Source organism: Sphingomonas hankookensis, from assembly GCF_028551275.1.
In the GTDB taxonomy this organism is placed as follows: Bacteria; Pseudomonadota; Alphaproteobacteria; order Sphingomonadales; family Sphingomonadaceae; genus Sphingomonas; species Sphingomonas hankookensis_A.
Genome location: NZ_CP117025.1, coordinates 716,724 through 732,570 on the forward strand (window position 1 = coordinate 716,724; position 15,847 = coordinate 732,570).

Consider the following 15,847-nt stretch of genomic DNA (forward strand, 5'->3'; position numbering starts at 1 on the left):
GTGCTCGCTATCCGTCGCGTTCGCTTGGGGCAAGGTGGAGAAAGTTGGTTCACGCGGAGGCGCGGAGGCGCGGAGAAGAAGTTTGTTTTCGCGCAGAGGCGCAGAGGACGCAGAGAAGATGCGAGTGTCGCCGCGTCAGCGGCTCCGAGACAAGCGTCTCCCGATCGCGGGCGGGTCATCCCAATCGCAACCCCTCTGCGCCCTCTGCGCCTCTGCGCGATCAAAATCCCTTCTTCTTCGCGCCTCTGCGCCTTCGCGTGAACCAATCTTCCTACCGCCACCCGATCCGCGCTACAGCCGACCCCATGTCCACCCCCCTCATCCTCGGTATCGAATCCAGCTGCGACGAAACCGCTGTCGCGCTGGTGCGTGGCGACCGCACCATCCTGTCGCATCGCCTCGCGGGACAGGAGGCGGCGCACGCCCCCTATGGCGGTGTCGTCCCCGAAATCGCCGCGCGCGCGCATGTCGAGATCCTGCCCTCGCTGGTCGAGGGCGCGCTGGCCGATGCCGGCGTCAAGCTAACCGATGTCGATGCGATCGCCGCCACCGCCGGCCCTGGGCTGATCGGCGGGGTGATGGTCGGGCTGGTCACCGCCAAGGCGCTGGCGCTGGCGGCGAACAAGCCGCTGGTCGCGGTCAACCATCTGGAGGGCCATGCGCTCTCCCCCCGGCTGACCGACCCCGACCTCGCCTATCCCTATCTGCTGCTGCTGGTGTCGGGCGGCCATTGCCAGCTGCTCCGCGTCGATGGCGTCGGTCAATATCGGCGGCTGGGCACCACCATCGACGATGCGGCGGGCGAAGCATTCGACAAGACCGCGAAGGTGCTCGGCCTCGGCTATCCCGGCGGCCCGCGAGTCGAAGCGGCGGCGATGGAGGGCGATGCGAAGGCGGTGCCGCTGCCCCGGCCGCTGGTCGGCACGCCTGACCCGCATTTTTCCTTCGCGGGCCTGAAGAGCGCGGTGCTGCGCGCGCACGATGCCGGCATCCACTCGACCCCCGACATCGCGGCGTCGTTCCAACAGGCGGTGGTCGACTGCCTGCTCGACCGCACGAAACTGGCGCTGCACCTCGCCGGCCCGGTCAGCGCGCTGGTAGTGGCGGGTGGGGTCGCCGCCAATCGCGCGGTGCGGGGCGCGCTGGAGGGGCTGGCCGCAGCGAACGGCCTGCGCTTCGTCGCGCCGCCGCTCTGGCTGTGCACCGACAATGCCGCCATGATCGCCTGGGCCGGGGCGGAGCGGTTCATGGCGGGGCATAGCGACCCGCTCGACGTGGCGGCGCGGCCGCGCTGGCCGCTCGATCCGTCGGCGGAAAAGGTGCGTGGGGCAGGAGTGAAGGCATGAAGATCGGGGTCATCGGCGGCGGCGCATGGGGTACCGCGCTGGCGCAGGTTGCGGCGCGCGGCGGCGATGTGACGCTGTGGGTACGCGAGGGCGAGGTCGCCGACGCGATCAACGCCACCCGCACCAACCCGCTGTTCCTGCCCGGCGTCACCCTGTCCGACGCCATCCGTGCGACGACGGATGCCGGCGAACTGCACGATACGGAGGCGCTGCTGGTCGTCGCCCCGGCGCAGCATGTCCGCAGCGTGTTGTCGGCGATCGATGTCGGCACCCGCGCGCTGGTGCTGTGCGCGAAGGGGATCGAGGCGGGGACGCGGCTGCTGGTGGGCGAGGTGGCGCGCGCCGTCCATCCCCAGGCGCCGGTCGCGGTGCTGTCCGGCCCGACCTTCGCGCATGAGGTCGCGGCGGGCAAGCCGACCGCCGTCACCCTCGCCTGTGCCGATGCACCCTTGCGCGACCGGCTGGCCGAACGGCTCGCTGCCCCCGCCTTCCGCCCCTATGCGAGCGACGACGTGATCGGCGCCGAGATCGGCGGCGCGGTCAAGAACGTCCTCGCCATCGCCTGCGGCGTGGTCGAGGGCGCGGGGCTCGGCCAGAATGCGCGGGCATCGGTGATCGCGCGCGGCTTTGCCGAAATGACCCGTTTCGGCCTCGCACGCGGCGCACGGGCGGAAACGCTGGCCGGGCTGTCGGGGCTGGGCGATCTGGTGCTGACCTGTTCGTCGACCGCGTCGCGCAACTATTCGTTGGGCGTCGGGCTGGGGCAGGGCCGCGCCGCCGCCGAGCTGATGGCCGATCGCCGGACGGTGGCCGAAGGCGCGTTCACCGCCCCGGTCCTGCGTGAGGCGGCGGCCGAGGCCGGGGTCGACATGCCGGTGACGGCGGCGGTCGGGGCATTGCTGGACGGCACGCCGGTCGCGCAGGTGATCGACACATTGCTCGCCCGGCCGCTCCGCCACGAAGGGCTGTAACCGACCCGGCTGGTCGGTCGCGATTTTCTTCCCTATGGGCCGGCGCCTGTTTTGGGGGGAAGAGAGTTGCGACCGACCGTCAGCGTGCCGACACGATCGGCCATCGTCGCGGCGTTGAGCCTGTGCGCGACGCCGGCCATGGCGCAGGACCGAGCAAGCGACAGCGAGATCATCGTCACCGCGCAGCGGCGCGAAGAGCGGGCCGACGACGTGCCGATCGCGGCGACGGTGCTGGAAGCGGCGCGGCTGGACGATCAGGACGTGCGCAGCCTCGACCGGCTGGGGGCCAATGTCCCCAACCTCTATCTCACGCGCAATTTCGGCACGACCTCCGGCGCGCTCGTCTTCCTGCGGGGGGTGGGCGAGGGTGATTCGATCTTCACCAACGACCCGCCGGTCGGCATCTATGTCGACGACGTGCTGCTGCCGCGTGCGACGGGATCGCTACTCGACCTGATCGATATCGAACGGATCGAGGTGCTGCGCGGGCCGCAGGGGACGCTCTATGGCCGCAACACCTCGGGCGGCGCGATCAAGGTCGTGACGAAGCGCCCGACGACCGATGGCGTCAACGGCATGACCGACCTGACCATCGGCAGCTATCGTCGGGTCGACGCACGCGGCACGGTCAACCTGCCGCTGTCGGACCAGGCGGCGCTGCGGCTGTCGGGCATTTCACGCAACCAGCGCGGCTGGGGCCGCAACCTGACCGACGGCGCGGTGGTCAACGGACAGGACGTGCAGGGCGGGCGCGCCAGCCTGTTCTGGACGCCGGCCGACCGACTGACGCTGCTGGCGACCGCCGACCTGACGCGCGAGCGCTCCACGCCGCGCTTCCCGCAGCAATTCCTGCCCGACGCAGCGCGTCCCGGCCGCTTCACCAATGTCTTTCGCGAGCGCGACGGGCGTATCGACCGGTTCCGTTCGGCCGATACCATGCCGCTCAACAAGACCGACAGCGGCGGCGCCTCGCTGCGCGCCGACTATGCGTTGGGTTCGGCCACGACGCTGACCTCGATCACCGGCTGGCGCAGCTTGCGCTCGCGGATCGGCTTCGACCAGACCGCAAATCCCCCCGGCAGCGGGACGGCGGTCATCCTGTTGCAGGACCAGCGCCAGCATAGCGTGAGCCAGGAAATCAACCTTGCCGGCAGCGCGCTGGACGGGCGGATCGACTGGCTGGCGGGCGGCTATTATTTCCACGAACATAATGACCAGCTGACCGCGATCAGCTTCGCCACCCCGGCGGGAACCGCGGCGCGCTATCGCACCGACGACTTCTTTGCGGCACCGTCGCGCGGGTCGGGCACCGGCGGCACCTGGTCGCTCTATCGTCCGGCGCTCGACACCGACAGCTGGTCGGCCTTCGCCTCCGCGACGGGGAAGATCGGGAAGGCGCGGCTGACGCTGGGCGCGCGCTGGACCGACGAGCGCAAGCGCTACGACGTGCAGTTCCTGACCGCGCCCGATACCGTGCTGGTCCTGCCTGATGGTCGTCGTGCCGAACGCACGATCCGGCAGTCATGGCGCGACCTGTCGCCGCGCGTGGCGGTGGATTACCGGCTGGGCGAGGTGCTGGCCTATGCGTCGGTCGCCAAGGGCTTCCGTAGCGGCAGCTTCGACGGACGCGCGCGCAACATCGACTTCGTGATGAACCGCCAGTCGGCAATCGCGCCCGAACGGGTCTGGACCTATGAGGTCGGCGCGAAGGGCAATGCGGCCGGTGGGCGCGTTCGCTGGGACGTCGACTATTTCGTCAGCGACTATACCGACATCGCCTTCTCCGCCGCCCGCGCCGGCACCCCGCCCGAAATCTTTCGGCAGAATGTCGGCGATGCCCGGATTCAGGGGCTGGAGGCGGACGCGAGTGCACGGCCTCTGCCCTGGCTGGAGGTCGGCGGCTGGATCGCGACACTGTCCGACCGCTTCACCCGGCTGAAGACCAGCCCCGGCTGCACCGCCTTCGTCGCCGATGAGCGCGACCTCGACCTGCGCTTCACGCCGGCCTTTCGTTATCAGCTGCGGGCGGCGGTGACGCGGGGCGGCTGGCGGCTGGGCGGTGATGTCACCGGGGCGTCGCCCTATAACATTGCGCTTTGCAACGAACCGCAGCACCGGGTGACCAATGCGGAGCAGGCCAATGCCCAGCTGGCCTATGCTACGGGTCCGTGGACGATGATGCTGGCTGCGACCAACCTGACCGACCGGCGCTTCAACACCGGCAGCGTCGGCGCGATCGGCTATCCGGTCGCCCCGCGCGAGGTGACGGTGACGCTGCGCCGGGCGTTCTAGCCGTCCAATTCCTCCCCAGTCAGCAGTTCGGTATCGATCTGCGCCTGCGCGGCGGCGGCATAGCGCGCGCCGGTCAGTGCATTGGGCGGAAGCAGCGCATCGACGGCGGCCAGCGTGTCGGGCGATATCGCCAGCGTAGCGGCGGCGACATTGTCCTCGAGATGGGCGATGGAGCGCGTACCGGGGATCGGCACGATATGCGGCGCGCGGGCGAGCAGCCAGCCGAGCGCCAGCTGCGCCGGAGTGATGCCGGCTTCGGTGGCGATGCGGTCATAGGCATCGATGACGGCGAGGTTGCGCGACAGCTGCGGCTCGACGAAGCGCGGCATGGTGCGGCGGATATCGCCTGCCACATAATCGTCGGCGCGCACACTACCCGCCAACAGTCCGCGAGCGACCGGCGAGAAAGCGACGAAGCCGATGCCGAGTTCGCGGCAGGTGTCGAGCACGGCGACCTCCGGATTGCGGACGGCGGGGGAATATTCGCTCTGCACCGCGGCGATCGGGTGGATCGCATGGGCGCGCCGGATGGTCGCGGCGGACATTTCGCTCAGGCCCAATGCTCCGATCTTGCCGGCTTCCTTCGCGCGAACCAGCGCTCCGACCGATTCCTCGATCGGCACGTTCGGGTCGAGCCGGTGGAGATAATAAAGGTCGATATGATCCGTCCCGAGCCGGCCGAGCGCGGCGTCGAGCGTCGTCGCGATCGCGTCGGGCGATCCGTCGAGAATGCGCTGGCCACCCCGCATATCCAGCACGCATTTGCTGGCCAGCGTAAATTCCGACCGCCGATGCAGCACCTGCGCCACCAGCCGCTCGTTCGCCCCGCCGCCATAGAGCGCGGCGGTGTCGAGCAACGTCACGCCGAGATCGAGTGCGCGGTTCAGGAGCGCCAAGCCCTCCGCCTCGGTCGCCGGCTCGCCATAGGCATGGCTGAGGTTCATGCAGCCGAGACCGATCGCCGAAACGGTGAACGGTCCGATCGTGCGGGTCGGCAAATTCGTCATGGTGGCACTCCCGTTTGGCATTCGCGGTCCGCAAGACGCGCGAACGGGGGGCCTAGTCAAGCCAAGGCGTCAGCGCGCCGCCATGCGATAGCCGCCACCGGTCACATCGGTCGAGGCGACGAGGATCTGCGGATCGACCTTCAGCGTCGGCACCTGACCCGCCTGCCACGCCGCCAGTTCGACCCGATACTGGTCATAGGCGCGGTAGAAGTCGACGAAGGGCTGGTCGAGCGAGGCGATCCCCGGCGCCGCGAAACCGTCGATCCCGCCCACCGGCAGGTCGGCGACCTGCGCCAGCATCGGCAGCGCGGTGGCGCAGAACTGGTCGCGCACCGGCGGCTGGGCGAAGTAGTTATAGACCCGCGTCATCGCGTCGTCGAACCGGTCCTGCCAGTCGCCGCCGCCCCGGCGATATTCGGCCTCCAGCGCCTTGTGCGCGGCGGCGAAACGGGCGGCATGGACCTTCAGCAGACGGTTATACTGCGCGACGCCGGACGGGTCGGCGATATTGCAGTGGAGCGCGGCGACGTTCAGCGCCGACCGCAGATGCCAGACGGCGGCATCGGCCGACAGCGCGTGGTTGGGCGTCGCGTAATTACCGTCGGCGAGCACGGCCGGAATGGTGAGGTTGGCGGCGGCCCCCATCGGCGGCTTCGGCTTGGGCGCGGGTGTCGCGACCGGCACCGGTGGCGGCGTGACCACCGCGACTTCGGGCGTCTTGCGCGCGCAGCCGTGGAGCAGCGCGGCACCACAGGCAGCGAGCAGGAGCAGGCGTGTACGCATCGAACCGATTCCCGTCTTGTCCCCCGACAGCACGGAAATATCGGCCGCAAAGCCTTCGCAATGGTTAACGCGGCGTCAGCGTTTGAGCAGGAACACCGCATGTTCGGCACGGAAATTGGCCGCCGCCGCCGTGGTCCGCCTGCCCTTCGACAGGAACCATGCATCGACCACCGTGATCCCCCGCTTGGCGACATAGGCGCGGAAATCGTCGATCGTCAGGTGGTGGATGTTCGGCGTCTCATACCATTCGAGCGGCAACAGCTTCGTCACCGGCATCCGCCCGCCCCAGAGCAGCGACGCGCGCACCCGCCAATGGGCGAAGTTGGGAAAGGACACGAACGCCTGCGCGCCGATGCGCAGCAGATGGTCGAGCACGACATGCGGCCGCATCGCAGTCTGCAACGTCTGGCTGAGGATCGCATAGTCGAAGCTGGCGTCGGGATAGTCGGCCAGGTCGCGATCGGCATCGCCCTGCATCACCGACAGCCCGCGCGCCATCGCATCGGCGACATTGCCCGGATCGATCTCCAGCCCGCGCGCATCGACGCCGCGTTCGTCGCGCAGCGCCGCCATCAACTGTCCGTCGCCGCACCCGACATCCAGCACGCGCGATCCCCGCGCGACATGCGCGGCGATGATTGCGAGGTCGGGGCGCAGGGAGGGCTGTGATCCGCCTGTCGTCGTCATGCGCCTGCCTCCAGAAACCCGCGCATGATCCGGTCGAGTTCGGGTGAATCGAGCAGGAACGCGTCATGGCCGAACGGCGAGGACAGTTCGACGAAGCTGGCCGGCGCCCCGGCGGCGTTCAGCGCATGGACGATGTTGCGCGACTCGGCGGTCGGATACAGCCAGTCGGTATCGAAACTGACGATGCAGAACCGCGCCTTCGTCGCGCGGAACGCGTTGGCGAGCACCCCGCCATGCTCCTCCGCCAGGTCAAAATAATCGAGCGCGCGGGTGATGTAGAGATAGCTGTTCGCGTCGAACCGGTCGGTGAACGCCAGCCCCTGGTGGCGCAGATAGCTTTCGACCTGGAAATCGGCGTCGAAGCCGAAGGTCTTGGCACCCGCCTGTCCATCGGCGCGCGCCTGCAGCTTGCGGCCGAACTTGGCGGTCAGGCCCGCCTCGGACAGATAGGTGATGTGCGCCGCCATCCGCGCCACCGACAACCCGGCGGCGGGGGGCGATCCGTCGGCATAATAGTCGCCGCCGCGCCAGTTGGGATCGGCCATGATCGCCTGTCGCCCGACTTCGTGGAACGCGATATTCTGCGCCGAATGCCGCGCGGTCGACGCGATCACGACCACCGCCTCGACCCGGTCGGGCAGGGTCGCGGCCCAGGACAGCGCCTGCATGCCCCCCATCGATCCACCGACCACCGCGCGTAGCCGGTCGATCCCGAGATGGTCGAGCAGCATCCCCTGCGCGCGCACCATGTCGCGGATGGTCAGCACGGGGAAGCGCATCGCGTAGGGCGCACCGGTCGCAGGGTCGATGCTGGCGGGACCCGACGATCCCATGCAGCTGCCCAGCACGTTCGAACAGATGACGAAATGCTTGTTGAGGTCGATCGGCTTGCCCGGTCCGACCATGCGCGACCACCAGCCCGGCTTGCCGGTGCGCGGATGGGTGGAGGCGACATGCTGGTCGCCGGTCAGCGCGTGGCAGATCAGGATCGCATTGTCGCGCGCCGGCGACAGCGTGCCATAGGTTTCATAGGCGATGTCGATCGCGGGCAGCGTCGCGCCGCCATCCAGCGCAAGCGGCGTGGAGAGGGTAGCGCGGCGATCGGGACCGAAACGGGAATCCATGGCGGTGCGGTAAGCGGGCGGCGCGGCGGGTTCAAGGGTCGGGGCGCGCCACGCACATCGTCACCCCGGGCTTGACCCGGGGTGACGTAGGAATATGGGGCCACCGGCACCACCCCACTTGCCCCAAAACCTTGCGTTACGCGGCTGCATTTGCCACTGCCCGGACCCATGAACGCGCCTGCTCCCAAGCCATGGATCCTCGACATCGCCCCCTATGTCCCCGGCCGGTCCAAGACCGATGACGGGCGGCAGGTGGCGAAGCTGTCGTCGAACGAAAATCCGCTCGGCACCTCGCCGCATGCCCGCGCCGCCTTTGCGACCGCGGACCGCAGCCTCGAACGCTATCCCGACCCTGCCGCCGCCGATCTGCGGGTGGCGATCGGGCAGGCGCATGGGCTGGATCCGGCGCGGATCATCTATGGCACCGGGTCGGACGAGGTGCTGCATCTTGCCGCCGGGGCCTATGCGGGGCAGGGCGACGAGGTGATCTTCGTCCGCTACGGCTTTGCGGTCTATGAGATCGCCACGCGGCGGGTCGGCGCGACGCCGGTGATCGCCCCGGACAAGGACTATGCGACCGACGTCGATGCGATCCTGTCCTGCGTGACCGAGCGGACGCGCGTCGTGTTCGTCGCCAATCCGAACAATCCGACCGGCACCTATGCCGCGCGCAGCGAGATTGCGCGGCTGCACGCCGGGCTGCCGTCGCACGTGCTGCTGGTACTCGATCAGGCCTATGCCGAATATCTGGAGCCGGCGGAGGACGATCACGGCCTCGAACTCGCCAAGACCCAGCCGAACGTGCTGGTGACCCGGACCTTTTCGAAGATTCACGGCCTTGCCGCCGAGCGGATCGGCTGGGGCTATGGTTCGGCGGAGGCGATCGATGCGATGCACCGCATCCGCGCGCCGTTCAACGTGACCACCGCCGGGCAGCAGGCGGCGATCGCCGCGATCCGCGACAAGGGTTTCGTCGAGGCGAGCCGCGCGCACAACCGCCAGTGGCGCACCTGGTTCGAGGGTGAGATCGCGGCACTGGGCAATGCGGGCCTGCGCGCCGTGCCGTCCAAGGCCAATTTCGTGCTGGTCCTGTTCGACGGGCCGGTGAGCGCGGGCGATGCGTATCAGGCGCTGATGGGCCGGGGCTATATCGTGCGCTGGCTGCCGGGACAGGGCCTTGCCAACGGCCTGCGCATCTCGATCGGCACCGAGGCGGAGGTGCGCGGGATCGCCGCCGCGCTGCGCGAGATCGTGGGCGGCTGATGCTGCCTTTCTCCCGCGTCGCCATCATCGGGCTGGGGCTGATCGGGTCGTCGATCGCGCGGGCGGTCCGTGCCGAGATGCCGACGGTGCGGCTGACCGGGCATGATGCGTCGGCCGAGGCGCGCGAGCAGGTGCGCGCGCTCGGACTCGTCGACGATTGTACCGACCATGCCGGTGCGGCGGTGATCGATGCCGATCTGGTCATCCTGTGCGTGCCGGTGGGCGCAATCGGGGCGGTCGCCGCGGAGATTGCCGATGATCTGCCGGCAGGCGTGATCGTCAGCGATGTCGGGTCGAGCAAGGCCGGGGTCGCCACTGCCTTCGCCGAAGCGCTGCCGGGCGTGACGGTGGTGCCGGCGCATCCGGTGGCGGGGACCGAGCGCAGCGGGCCGGACGCGGGCTTCGCGACCCTGTTCAAGGGGCGCTGGTGCATCCTGACCCCGGCGGCCGATGCCGATCCGATGGCGGTCGAGCGCGTCGGTGAGTTCTGGCGGCGGCTGGGTGCCGAGATCGACACGATGGACGCGCAGCATCACGACCTGGTGCTGGCGGTGACCAGCCATCTGCCGCACCTGATCGCCTATACCATCGTCGGCACCGCATCCGACCTGGAGGCGGTGACGCAGAGCGAGGTCATCAAATATTCGGCGGGCGGCTTCCGCGACTTCACCCGTATCGCCGCGTCGGACCCGACGATGTGGCGCGACGTGTTCCTGGCGAACAAGGATGCGGTGCTGGCGATGCTCCAGCGCTTCTCGGAAGACCTGTCGGCGCTGCAACGCGCGATCCGGTGGGACAAGGGCGACGAGCTGTTCGACCTGTTCACCCGGACCCGGGCGATCCGGCGGTCGATCGTCGAACAGGGGCAGGACGACGCCCGCGAGGATTTCGGGCGGAGCCACGGGTAGGGGCGTTCGTCTCCCCACGTACCAAGAACGTCACCCCAGCGCAGGCTGGGGTCTCCTCGTGGCGGTCGATCCGCCAACCAACAGGGAGACCCCAGCCTGCGCTGGGGTGACGCTCTTGGCTTGAGCCGTTACTTCGCCTCCACCACCGGCAGCCATACCGCGCTCGGGCTGCTGCCGCCGCGTTCGATCGTTACCGTCGCCTTCTTGTACGCATCCTTGGGCGCGGTGAAGATGTTCGGGACATAGGTCTGCGGGTTGCGGTCGTAGAGCGGGAACAGCGACGACTGGACCTGGACCATGATGCGGTGGCCCGGCTGGAACACATGGTTCACGGTCGGCAGCCGGAAGCGATAGCGCTGCGTCTTGTTCGCCGGGATCGCCGAGGGCTTGGCGAAGTCGTTGCGGTAGCGGCCGCGGAAGATGTCGAGGCTGATCGGCAGCTGATATCCGCCCATCGCCGGCTGACCGGGCACGACGTCGGGATAGACGTCGATCACCTTCACCACGAAATCGCCGTCGGTGCCGGTCGTCCTGGCAAAGATATCGGCGATCGGCGCGCCGGCGACCTTGACCGGCTGCGTGAGCACCGGCGTCTGGTAGGTCATGACGTCGGTGCGGCCGTCGACATGGCGCTGGTCGCTGACCAGCCACGCCTTCCACCGGCCGTCATCGAAATTGACCGGACGCGACAGGTGCGGGACGGGCTTGGCAGGGTCGGAGACATAGCTGTCGCCACCGGCCTTGGCCGCGGTGAAGCCGAGGTCGCCGTCCGCGCCGAGATAGATGGGTTTCAGCGGTGCGGCGCAGCCCTTCGCGCAGGACAGCGGCCACTGGGGCAGTTCGTCCCAGTGATTCTCGCCGGTGTTGTAGATCAGCGCCTGGGGCGGGGTGAAGGCGGGGCGGCCGTCGCGCAGATACTGGTCGAAGAACGGGAACAGATACTTCTCGCGCCATTGGAGCGCGGTGTCGCCGTTGAACTTCAGGTCGCCGAGCGTCGAGCCGTCGTAATTCGCGCCGCTGTGGCGCCACGGCCCCATGACGAGGAAGTTATTGCCGCCCTTGCCCTTGGCCTTCAGCGCTTCCCAGGCGGTGATGGCGCCGTACATGTCCTCCTGATCCCACAGCCCCTGTTCCCACATCGTGGGGACGTTGGAGGGGTTGGCGGCGATCAGCTTGTCGAGCGCCTGTCCCTGCCAATAGGCGTCGTAGGACGGGTGGGCGACGAAGCGCTGCCAGAAGGGGAGCTGGGCATAGCCCGACGCCTTGGCCCAGTCGTTCGCGGACCCGACGTTCCGGAACTGGTCGTAATCGTCATAGGTGGTGGAGGGCGGCGAGGCGCCGGGGCCCTTGTAGCCCGTCTGGCTGCCGATCCAGCCGATATTGGCGAGGCGGAACGCGCCGTAATGGAACCAGTCGTCGCCCATCCAGCCGTCGATCATCGGGCTTTCCGGCGCCGCGACCTTGAGCGCGGGATGCGGGTTCAGCAGCGCCATGACGACGGTGAATCCTTCGTACGACGACCCCAGCATGCCGACCCGGCCGTTGCTTTCGGGCAGGTTCGCCTTGTTCACCAGCCAGTCGATCGTGTCATAGGCGTCGGTGACGTGATCGACATTGGTCGGGTTCAGGGGGCCACGCACCGGGCGGGTGACGACATAATCGCCCTCCGACCCGTATTTGCCGCGAATGTCCTGGAACACGCGGATATAGCCGGCGCGGGTGAAGACCTCGTCGCCCTGCGGCAGCGTCGCGACATAGCTGGTGCTGTCGGCGCGCGCGACGCGGCCCGACGCGTTGTAGGGGGTGCGGGTCAGCAGGATCGGGGCGTTCGCCGCGCCCTTCGGGATCATGATGACCGTGTGCAGCTTCACCCCGTCGCGCATCGGGATCATCACTTCGCGCTTCACATAGTCGTATTTGTCGGTCGGCGGCACGAACTTCGCCGGGATGTCGCCGTTCGGCGGCCAGATGTCGGGACCGGGCTTCGCCGTCTGGGCGGCGAGGGTCGAGGCGCCGAGCGCGAGGGTGCAGGCGAGAAGCAGCGGGCGAATTCGCATGGGAACAAGGGACTCCTGACCGTGTCGCCGGGCGGCGATGCGATGATGTTACATCGTTCGGCGGAGTGTCAGGGAAGTCAATATGGGCGACGTGGATATCGGCACGATCGGCCCAAAGTTCACTAAGTTCACACTAGTGACGGCTTCGCGCACGCATGTGCCGACCGGTGGCGAAGCGATCGCTCCGCCACCGGTCAGGTCGTTCAGGCGCCCTGCGGCGTCGGCGATCCGAAGGGGCCGCGCGGGCGGCGGGTCTTCGGGATCGAGGTGCCGGCAGCGGCCAGCGGGGTCGAGGGCGTGCCCTCGTCGCGGCCGATATCCTCGCCCGCGATCAGCCGCTTGATCTCGTCGCCCGACAGGGTTTCATATTCGAGCAGCGCACCGGCCAGCGTGTGCAACTGATCGACATGTTCGGTCAGAAGTTGACGCGCGCGCTCCAAGCCACCTTCGACGATGCGCTTGATCTCGCTGTCGATCAGCTCGGCGGTCTTGTTCGACATGCGCGCCGGGGCCGAGGACGAATAGCCGAGGAAGCTTTCCCCCTGCGGTTCGGCATATTCGACCGGGCCGACCGCGTCGGACATGCCCCAGCGGGTGACCATGTCGCGGGCGAGCGACGTCGCCTGCTGAATGTCGCCCGAGGCGCCCGACGACACCTTGTCATAGCCGAAGATGATTTCCTCGGCGATGCGGCCGCCCATCGCGACCGACAGGTTCGCGTACATCTTGTCGCGGTGATAGCTGTACGAGTCGCGTTCCGGCAGGCGCATGACCATGCCCAGCGCGCGGCCGCGCGGGATGATCGTCGCCTTGTGGATCGGGTCCGATGCCGGTTCGTGGAGCGAGACGATGGCGTGGCCGGCCTCATGATAGGCGGTCATGCGCTTTTCGTCGTCGGTCATAACCATCGAGCGCCGCTCGGCACCCATCATGACCTTGTCCTTCGCCTCTTCGAATTCCGAATTGGCGACCAGCCGCTTGCCCTTGCGCGCCGCCATCAGCGCCGCTTCGTTGACGAGGTTGGCGAGATCGGCACCCGAGAAGCCCGGCGTGCCGCGCGCGATGACGCGTGCATCGACGTCGGGCGCCAGCGGCACCTTCTTCATATGGACCTGCAGGATCTTGATCCGGCCCTCGATATCGGGGCGGGGCACGACGACCTGGCGATCGAAGCGGCCCGGACGCAGCAGCGCGGGGTCGAGCACGTCGGGACGGTTGGTCGCCGCAACGATGATGATGCCCTCGTTCGCCTCGAAGCCGTCCATTTCGACCAGCAGCTGGTTCAGCGTCTGCTCGCGCTCGTCATTGCCATTGCCAAGACCCGCGCCACGATGGCGACCGACCGCGTCGATTTCGTCGATGAAGACGATGCAGGGGGCCGACTTCTTGGCCTGTTCGAACATGTCGCGGACGCGGGATGCGCCGACGCCGACGAACATCTCGACGAAGTCCGAACCCGAGATGGTGAAGAACGGCACGCCCGCTTCGCCGGCGATCGCGCGGGCGAGCAAAGTCTTGCCGGTGCCGGGCGAACCGACCAGCAGCGCACCCTTCGGAATCTTGCCCCCCAGACGGGCGAACTTGGTCGGGTCCTTCAGGAAGTCGACGATCTCGGTTAGCTCGGCACGCGCCTCGTCGATGCCGGCGACATCGTCGAAGGTGACCTTGCCTTCCTTCTGCGTCAGCATCCGCGCGCGCGACTTGCCGAAGCCCATTGCGCCGCCACCGCCGCCGCCCTTCTGCATCTGGCGCAGCACGAAGAAGGCGATGCCGAGGAACAGCAGGAACGGCAGCGACTGGACGAGAATCGCCATCCAGATGTTCGGCCCTTCCTCCGGACGGGCGTTCATGACGACGTTCTTCGCGCGCAGCCGTTCGATCAGGTTGGGATCGTTCAGCGCGTTGGTGCGGAACTTCTCGTCATTGGTCTGGATGCCGGTGATGGTGTTGGTCGCGATATTGACCTCACGCACCGATCCTTCGTCGACCCGGTTCAGGAAGGTCGAATAGGGGATCACCTGCCCCTGGGTCTGGGTCGACGGGCCGTTGAACAGCTGGACGAAGATCGCCAGCGACACCAGGATGCCGACCCAGATCAACAGGCTCTTCATCCAGGGGTTGCCGCCGTTATTGTCGGGGCCGTTCTGCTTGTCGTTGTCGTTCATGCGGACGTACTACCTCTCAGTGCACCCAAGATAGGCGAGGCGAGGTTAATGGCAATGGAACAACGTCGATCAGTCTGATCGGCGCGGTGGAGCGGGGCGAAAGTGCCAGATTCCGCCTTTTGCCGAGGCCAGAACGCCGGATTGCGTCGCTTTTTTGCCCGACTCGAGCGCGGTCAGCAGCGATTCGATGTTGGCGGCGTCGGACCAGGGGCCTTCGGTGATCCCGTCGATCCGGCGAACGTCGCCGATGGCGCGGCGGGCGATTCGGCGGCGCAGCTCGCGGGGCAGGTCGGTCATGTCGAGGCGGTGTTCGCCAGCGTCGGCATCGCGGCGGCGGGTGCGCCACAGCCAGTCGACGGTTTCGGTGAGCGTCGCATCGACCTCGCGGCAATGGGCTGCGCTGGCGGCGAGGGCGAGTGGGTCGAGGTGCCCGGCGGCAAGCAGCGCGCGGACGGCGGTGCGGTCGTGGCGCGGGTCGGTGTTCGAGGGGTCGTCGATGAAGGGGAGGTCGGCGGCGAGGGCACGCAGTTCGGCGCGGCGCCAGGTGAGGAGGGGGCGGAGGATGGGGAGGCGTCGTTCCCCCTCGCGGTTGCGTCCCCGCGGACGCGGGGACCCAGAGCGGCATGTCGCACCGGTTGCGTCCTGTCGCCCTGGCCCCCCGCCTGCGCGGGGGTACGCTTCTTGCCGGGATGATGCCCTCCAGCGATCGGCGTCGAACTCCCACCGCGGGCGGATGCCGGCGAGGCCCGCCGGGCCGGAAGCGCGGGCGGCGCGCATCAGGAAGGTTTCGGCCTGGTCGTCGGCATGGTGCGCGGTGGCGAGCGCGGACGCGCTGGCGGCGAGCGCCCAGCCGCCGAGCAGGGCGTAGCGGGCGTGGCGCGCCTGCGCCTGGATGCTGGCGCCTGCTGGCGGCGTAGCCGGGGCGAGGGTGGCGTGGGGGATGGCGTGGGTGTGGCACCAGTCGGCGACCATCGCGGCTTCCTGCGCCGAGGCGGGGCGGAGGCGGTGGTCGACGGTGGCGGCGATCACGCTGCCGGGGAAGGCGGTCGCGGCGAGGGCGAGGAGCGCCATCGAGTCGGGTCCGCCGGAGACGGCGATGGCCAGCGGGCGGTCGGGGGTCGGCGGCGGGGTCAGCGCCGTCAGGTCGCGGGTGAAGCGGGTGAGGGTTTCGGGGAGGAGGGTCATGGAATGCGGCATGGTTGACGTGAATCGGACTGCGGCATGGGTTCCTTCCCCTAGTCCCC

At 68.5% G+C, this 15,847-nt stretch carries 12 protein-coding genes; 5 read left to right on the top strand and 7 right to left on the bottom strand.

Annotated elements, in window-relative coordinates:
* Positions 1 to 305: 305 nt before the first annotated feature.
* The 3 genes from tsaD (at position 306) to PPZ50_RS03515 (ending at position 4,609) form a co-directional block, all read left to right on the top strand.
* Complete coding sequence (gene tsaD / locus PPZ50_RS03505; protein WP_066690056.1) at positions 306 to 1,346, top strand: tRNA (adenosine(37)-N6)-threonylcarbamoyltransferase complex transferase subunit TsaD; 1,041 nt, start codon at positions 306 to 308, stop codon at positions 1,344 to 1,346.
* Positions 1,343 to 2,317 carry an NAD(P)H-dependent glycerol-3-phosphate dehydrogenase gene (locus tag PPZ50_RS03510; RefSeq protein ID WP_066690058.1) on the top strand — a complete coding sequence of 325 codons (975 nt, stop codon included), beginning with the start codon at positions 1,343 to 1,345 and terminating at the stop codon, positions 2,315 to 2,317. Before tsaD ends, PPZ50_RS03510 begins: the two co-directional genes overlap by 4 nt.
* A gap of 66 nt (positions 2,318 to 2,383) precedes the next feature.
* Positions 2,384 to 4,609 carry a TonB-dependent receptor gene (locus tag PPZ50_RS03515; RefSeq protein ID WP_157092722.1) on the top strand — a complete coding sequence of 742 codons (2,226 nt, stop codon included), beginning with the start codon at positions 2,384 to 2,386 and terminating at the stop codon, positions 4,607 to 4,609.
* Here PPZ50_RS03515 and PPZ50_RS03520 read toward each other — a convergent pair.
* The 4 genes from PPZ50_RS03520 to metX form a co-directional block, all read right to left on the bottom strand.
* A complete protein-coding gene (locus PPZ50_RS03520; protein WP_066690062.1) occupies positions 4,606 to 5,616 on the bottom strand; it encodes an aldo/keto reductase in 1,011 nt (336 codons plus the stop codon). The two genes, PPZ50_RS03515 and PPZ50_RS03520, sit on opposite strands and share 4 nt — an antisense overlap.
* Before the next feature lie 69 nt (positions 5,617 to 5,685).
* Positions 5,686 to 6,399, bottom strand: coding sequence for a hypothetical protein (locus tag PPZ50_RS03525; RefSeq protein ID WP_157092723.1), 714 nt, complete (start codon positions 6,397 to 6,399; stop codon positions 5,686 to 5,688).
* Between the two features lie 75 nt (positions 6,400 to 6,474).
* Positions 6,475 to 7,086 (bottom strand): methionine biosynthesis protein MetW, encoded by a 612-nt coding sequence (gene metW / locus PPZ50_RS03530; RefSeq protein WP_066690065.1) that lies wholly within the window; start codon positions 7,084 to 7,086, stop codon positions 6,475 to 6,477.
* Complete coding sequence (metX, locus tag PPZ50_RS03535; RefSeq protein ID WP_066690067.1) at positions 7,083 to 8,210, bottom strand: homoserine O-acetyltransferase MetX; 1,128 nt, start codon at positions 8,208 to 8,210, stop codon at positions 7,083 to 7,085. Before metX ends, metW begins: the two co-directional genes overlap by 4 nt.
* Positions 8,211 to 8,378: 168 nt before the next feature.
* On the opposite strand from metX, the gene hisC reads away from it, so the two are divergent.
* Both hisC and PPZ50_RS03545 read left to right on the top strand, forming a co-directional pair.
* The gene (hisC, locus tag PPZ50_RS03540; RefSeq protein ID WP_066690070.1) at positions 8,379 to 9,473 is read left to right on the top strand and encodes a histidinol-phosphate transaminase; all 1,095 of its coding nucleotides are present in this window, start codon (positions 8,379 to 8,381) and stop codon (positions 9,471 to 9,473) included.
* Positions 9,473 to 10,381, top strand: a complete 909-nt coding sequence (locus tag PPZ50_RS03545) for a prephenate/arogenate dehydrogenase family protein (RefSeq protein ID WP_066690072.1) — start codon at positions 9,473 to 9,475, stop codon at positions 10,379 to 10,381. The genes hisC and PPZ50_RS03545 overlap by 1 nt, the downstream gene beginning before the upstream one ends.
* Positions 10,382 to 10,509: 128 nt before the next feature.
* Here PPZ50_RS03545 and PPZ50_RS03550 read toward each other — a convergent pair whose 3' ends face one another.
* The 3 genes from PPZ50_RS03550 to tilS form a co-directional block, all read right to left on the bottom strand.
* A complete protein-coding gene (locus tag PPZ50_RS03550) occupies positions 10,510 to 12,438 on the bottom strand; it encodes a CocE/NonD family hydrolase (RefSeq protein ID WP_066690074.1) in 1,929 nt (642 codons plus the stop codon).
* Between the two features lie 203 nt (positions 12,439 to 12,641).
* On the bottom strand, positions 12,642 to 14,603 hold the full coding sequence (gene ftsH, locus PPZ50_RS03555) for an ATP-dependent zinc metalloprotease FtsH (RefSeq protein ID WP_066690076.1): 1,962 nt from the start codon (positions 14,601 to 14,603) through the stop codon (positions 12,642 to 12,644).
* 69 nt (positions 14,604 to 14,672) lie between these two features.
* Positions 14,673 to 15,788: a tRNA lysidine(34) synthetase TilS gene (gene tilS, locus PPZ50_RS03560; protein ID WP_084401538.1), complete on the bottom strand. Its 1,116-nt coding sequence runs from the start codon at positions 15,786 to 15,788 to the stop codon at positions 14,673 to 14,675.
* Positions 15,789 to 15,847: the final 59 nt, after the last annotated feature.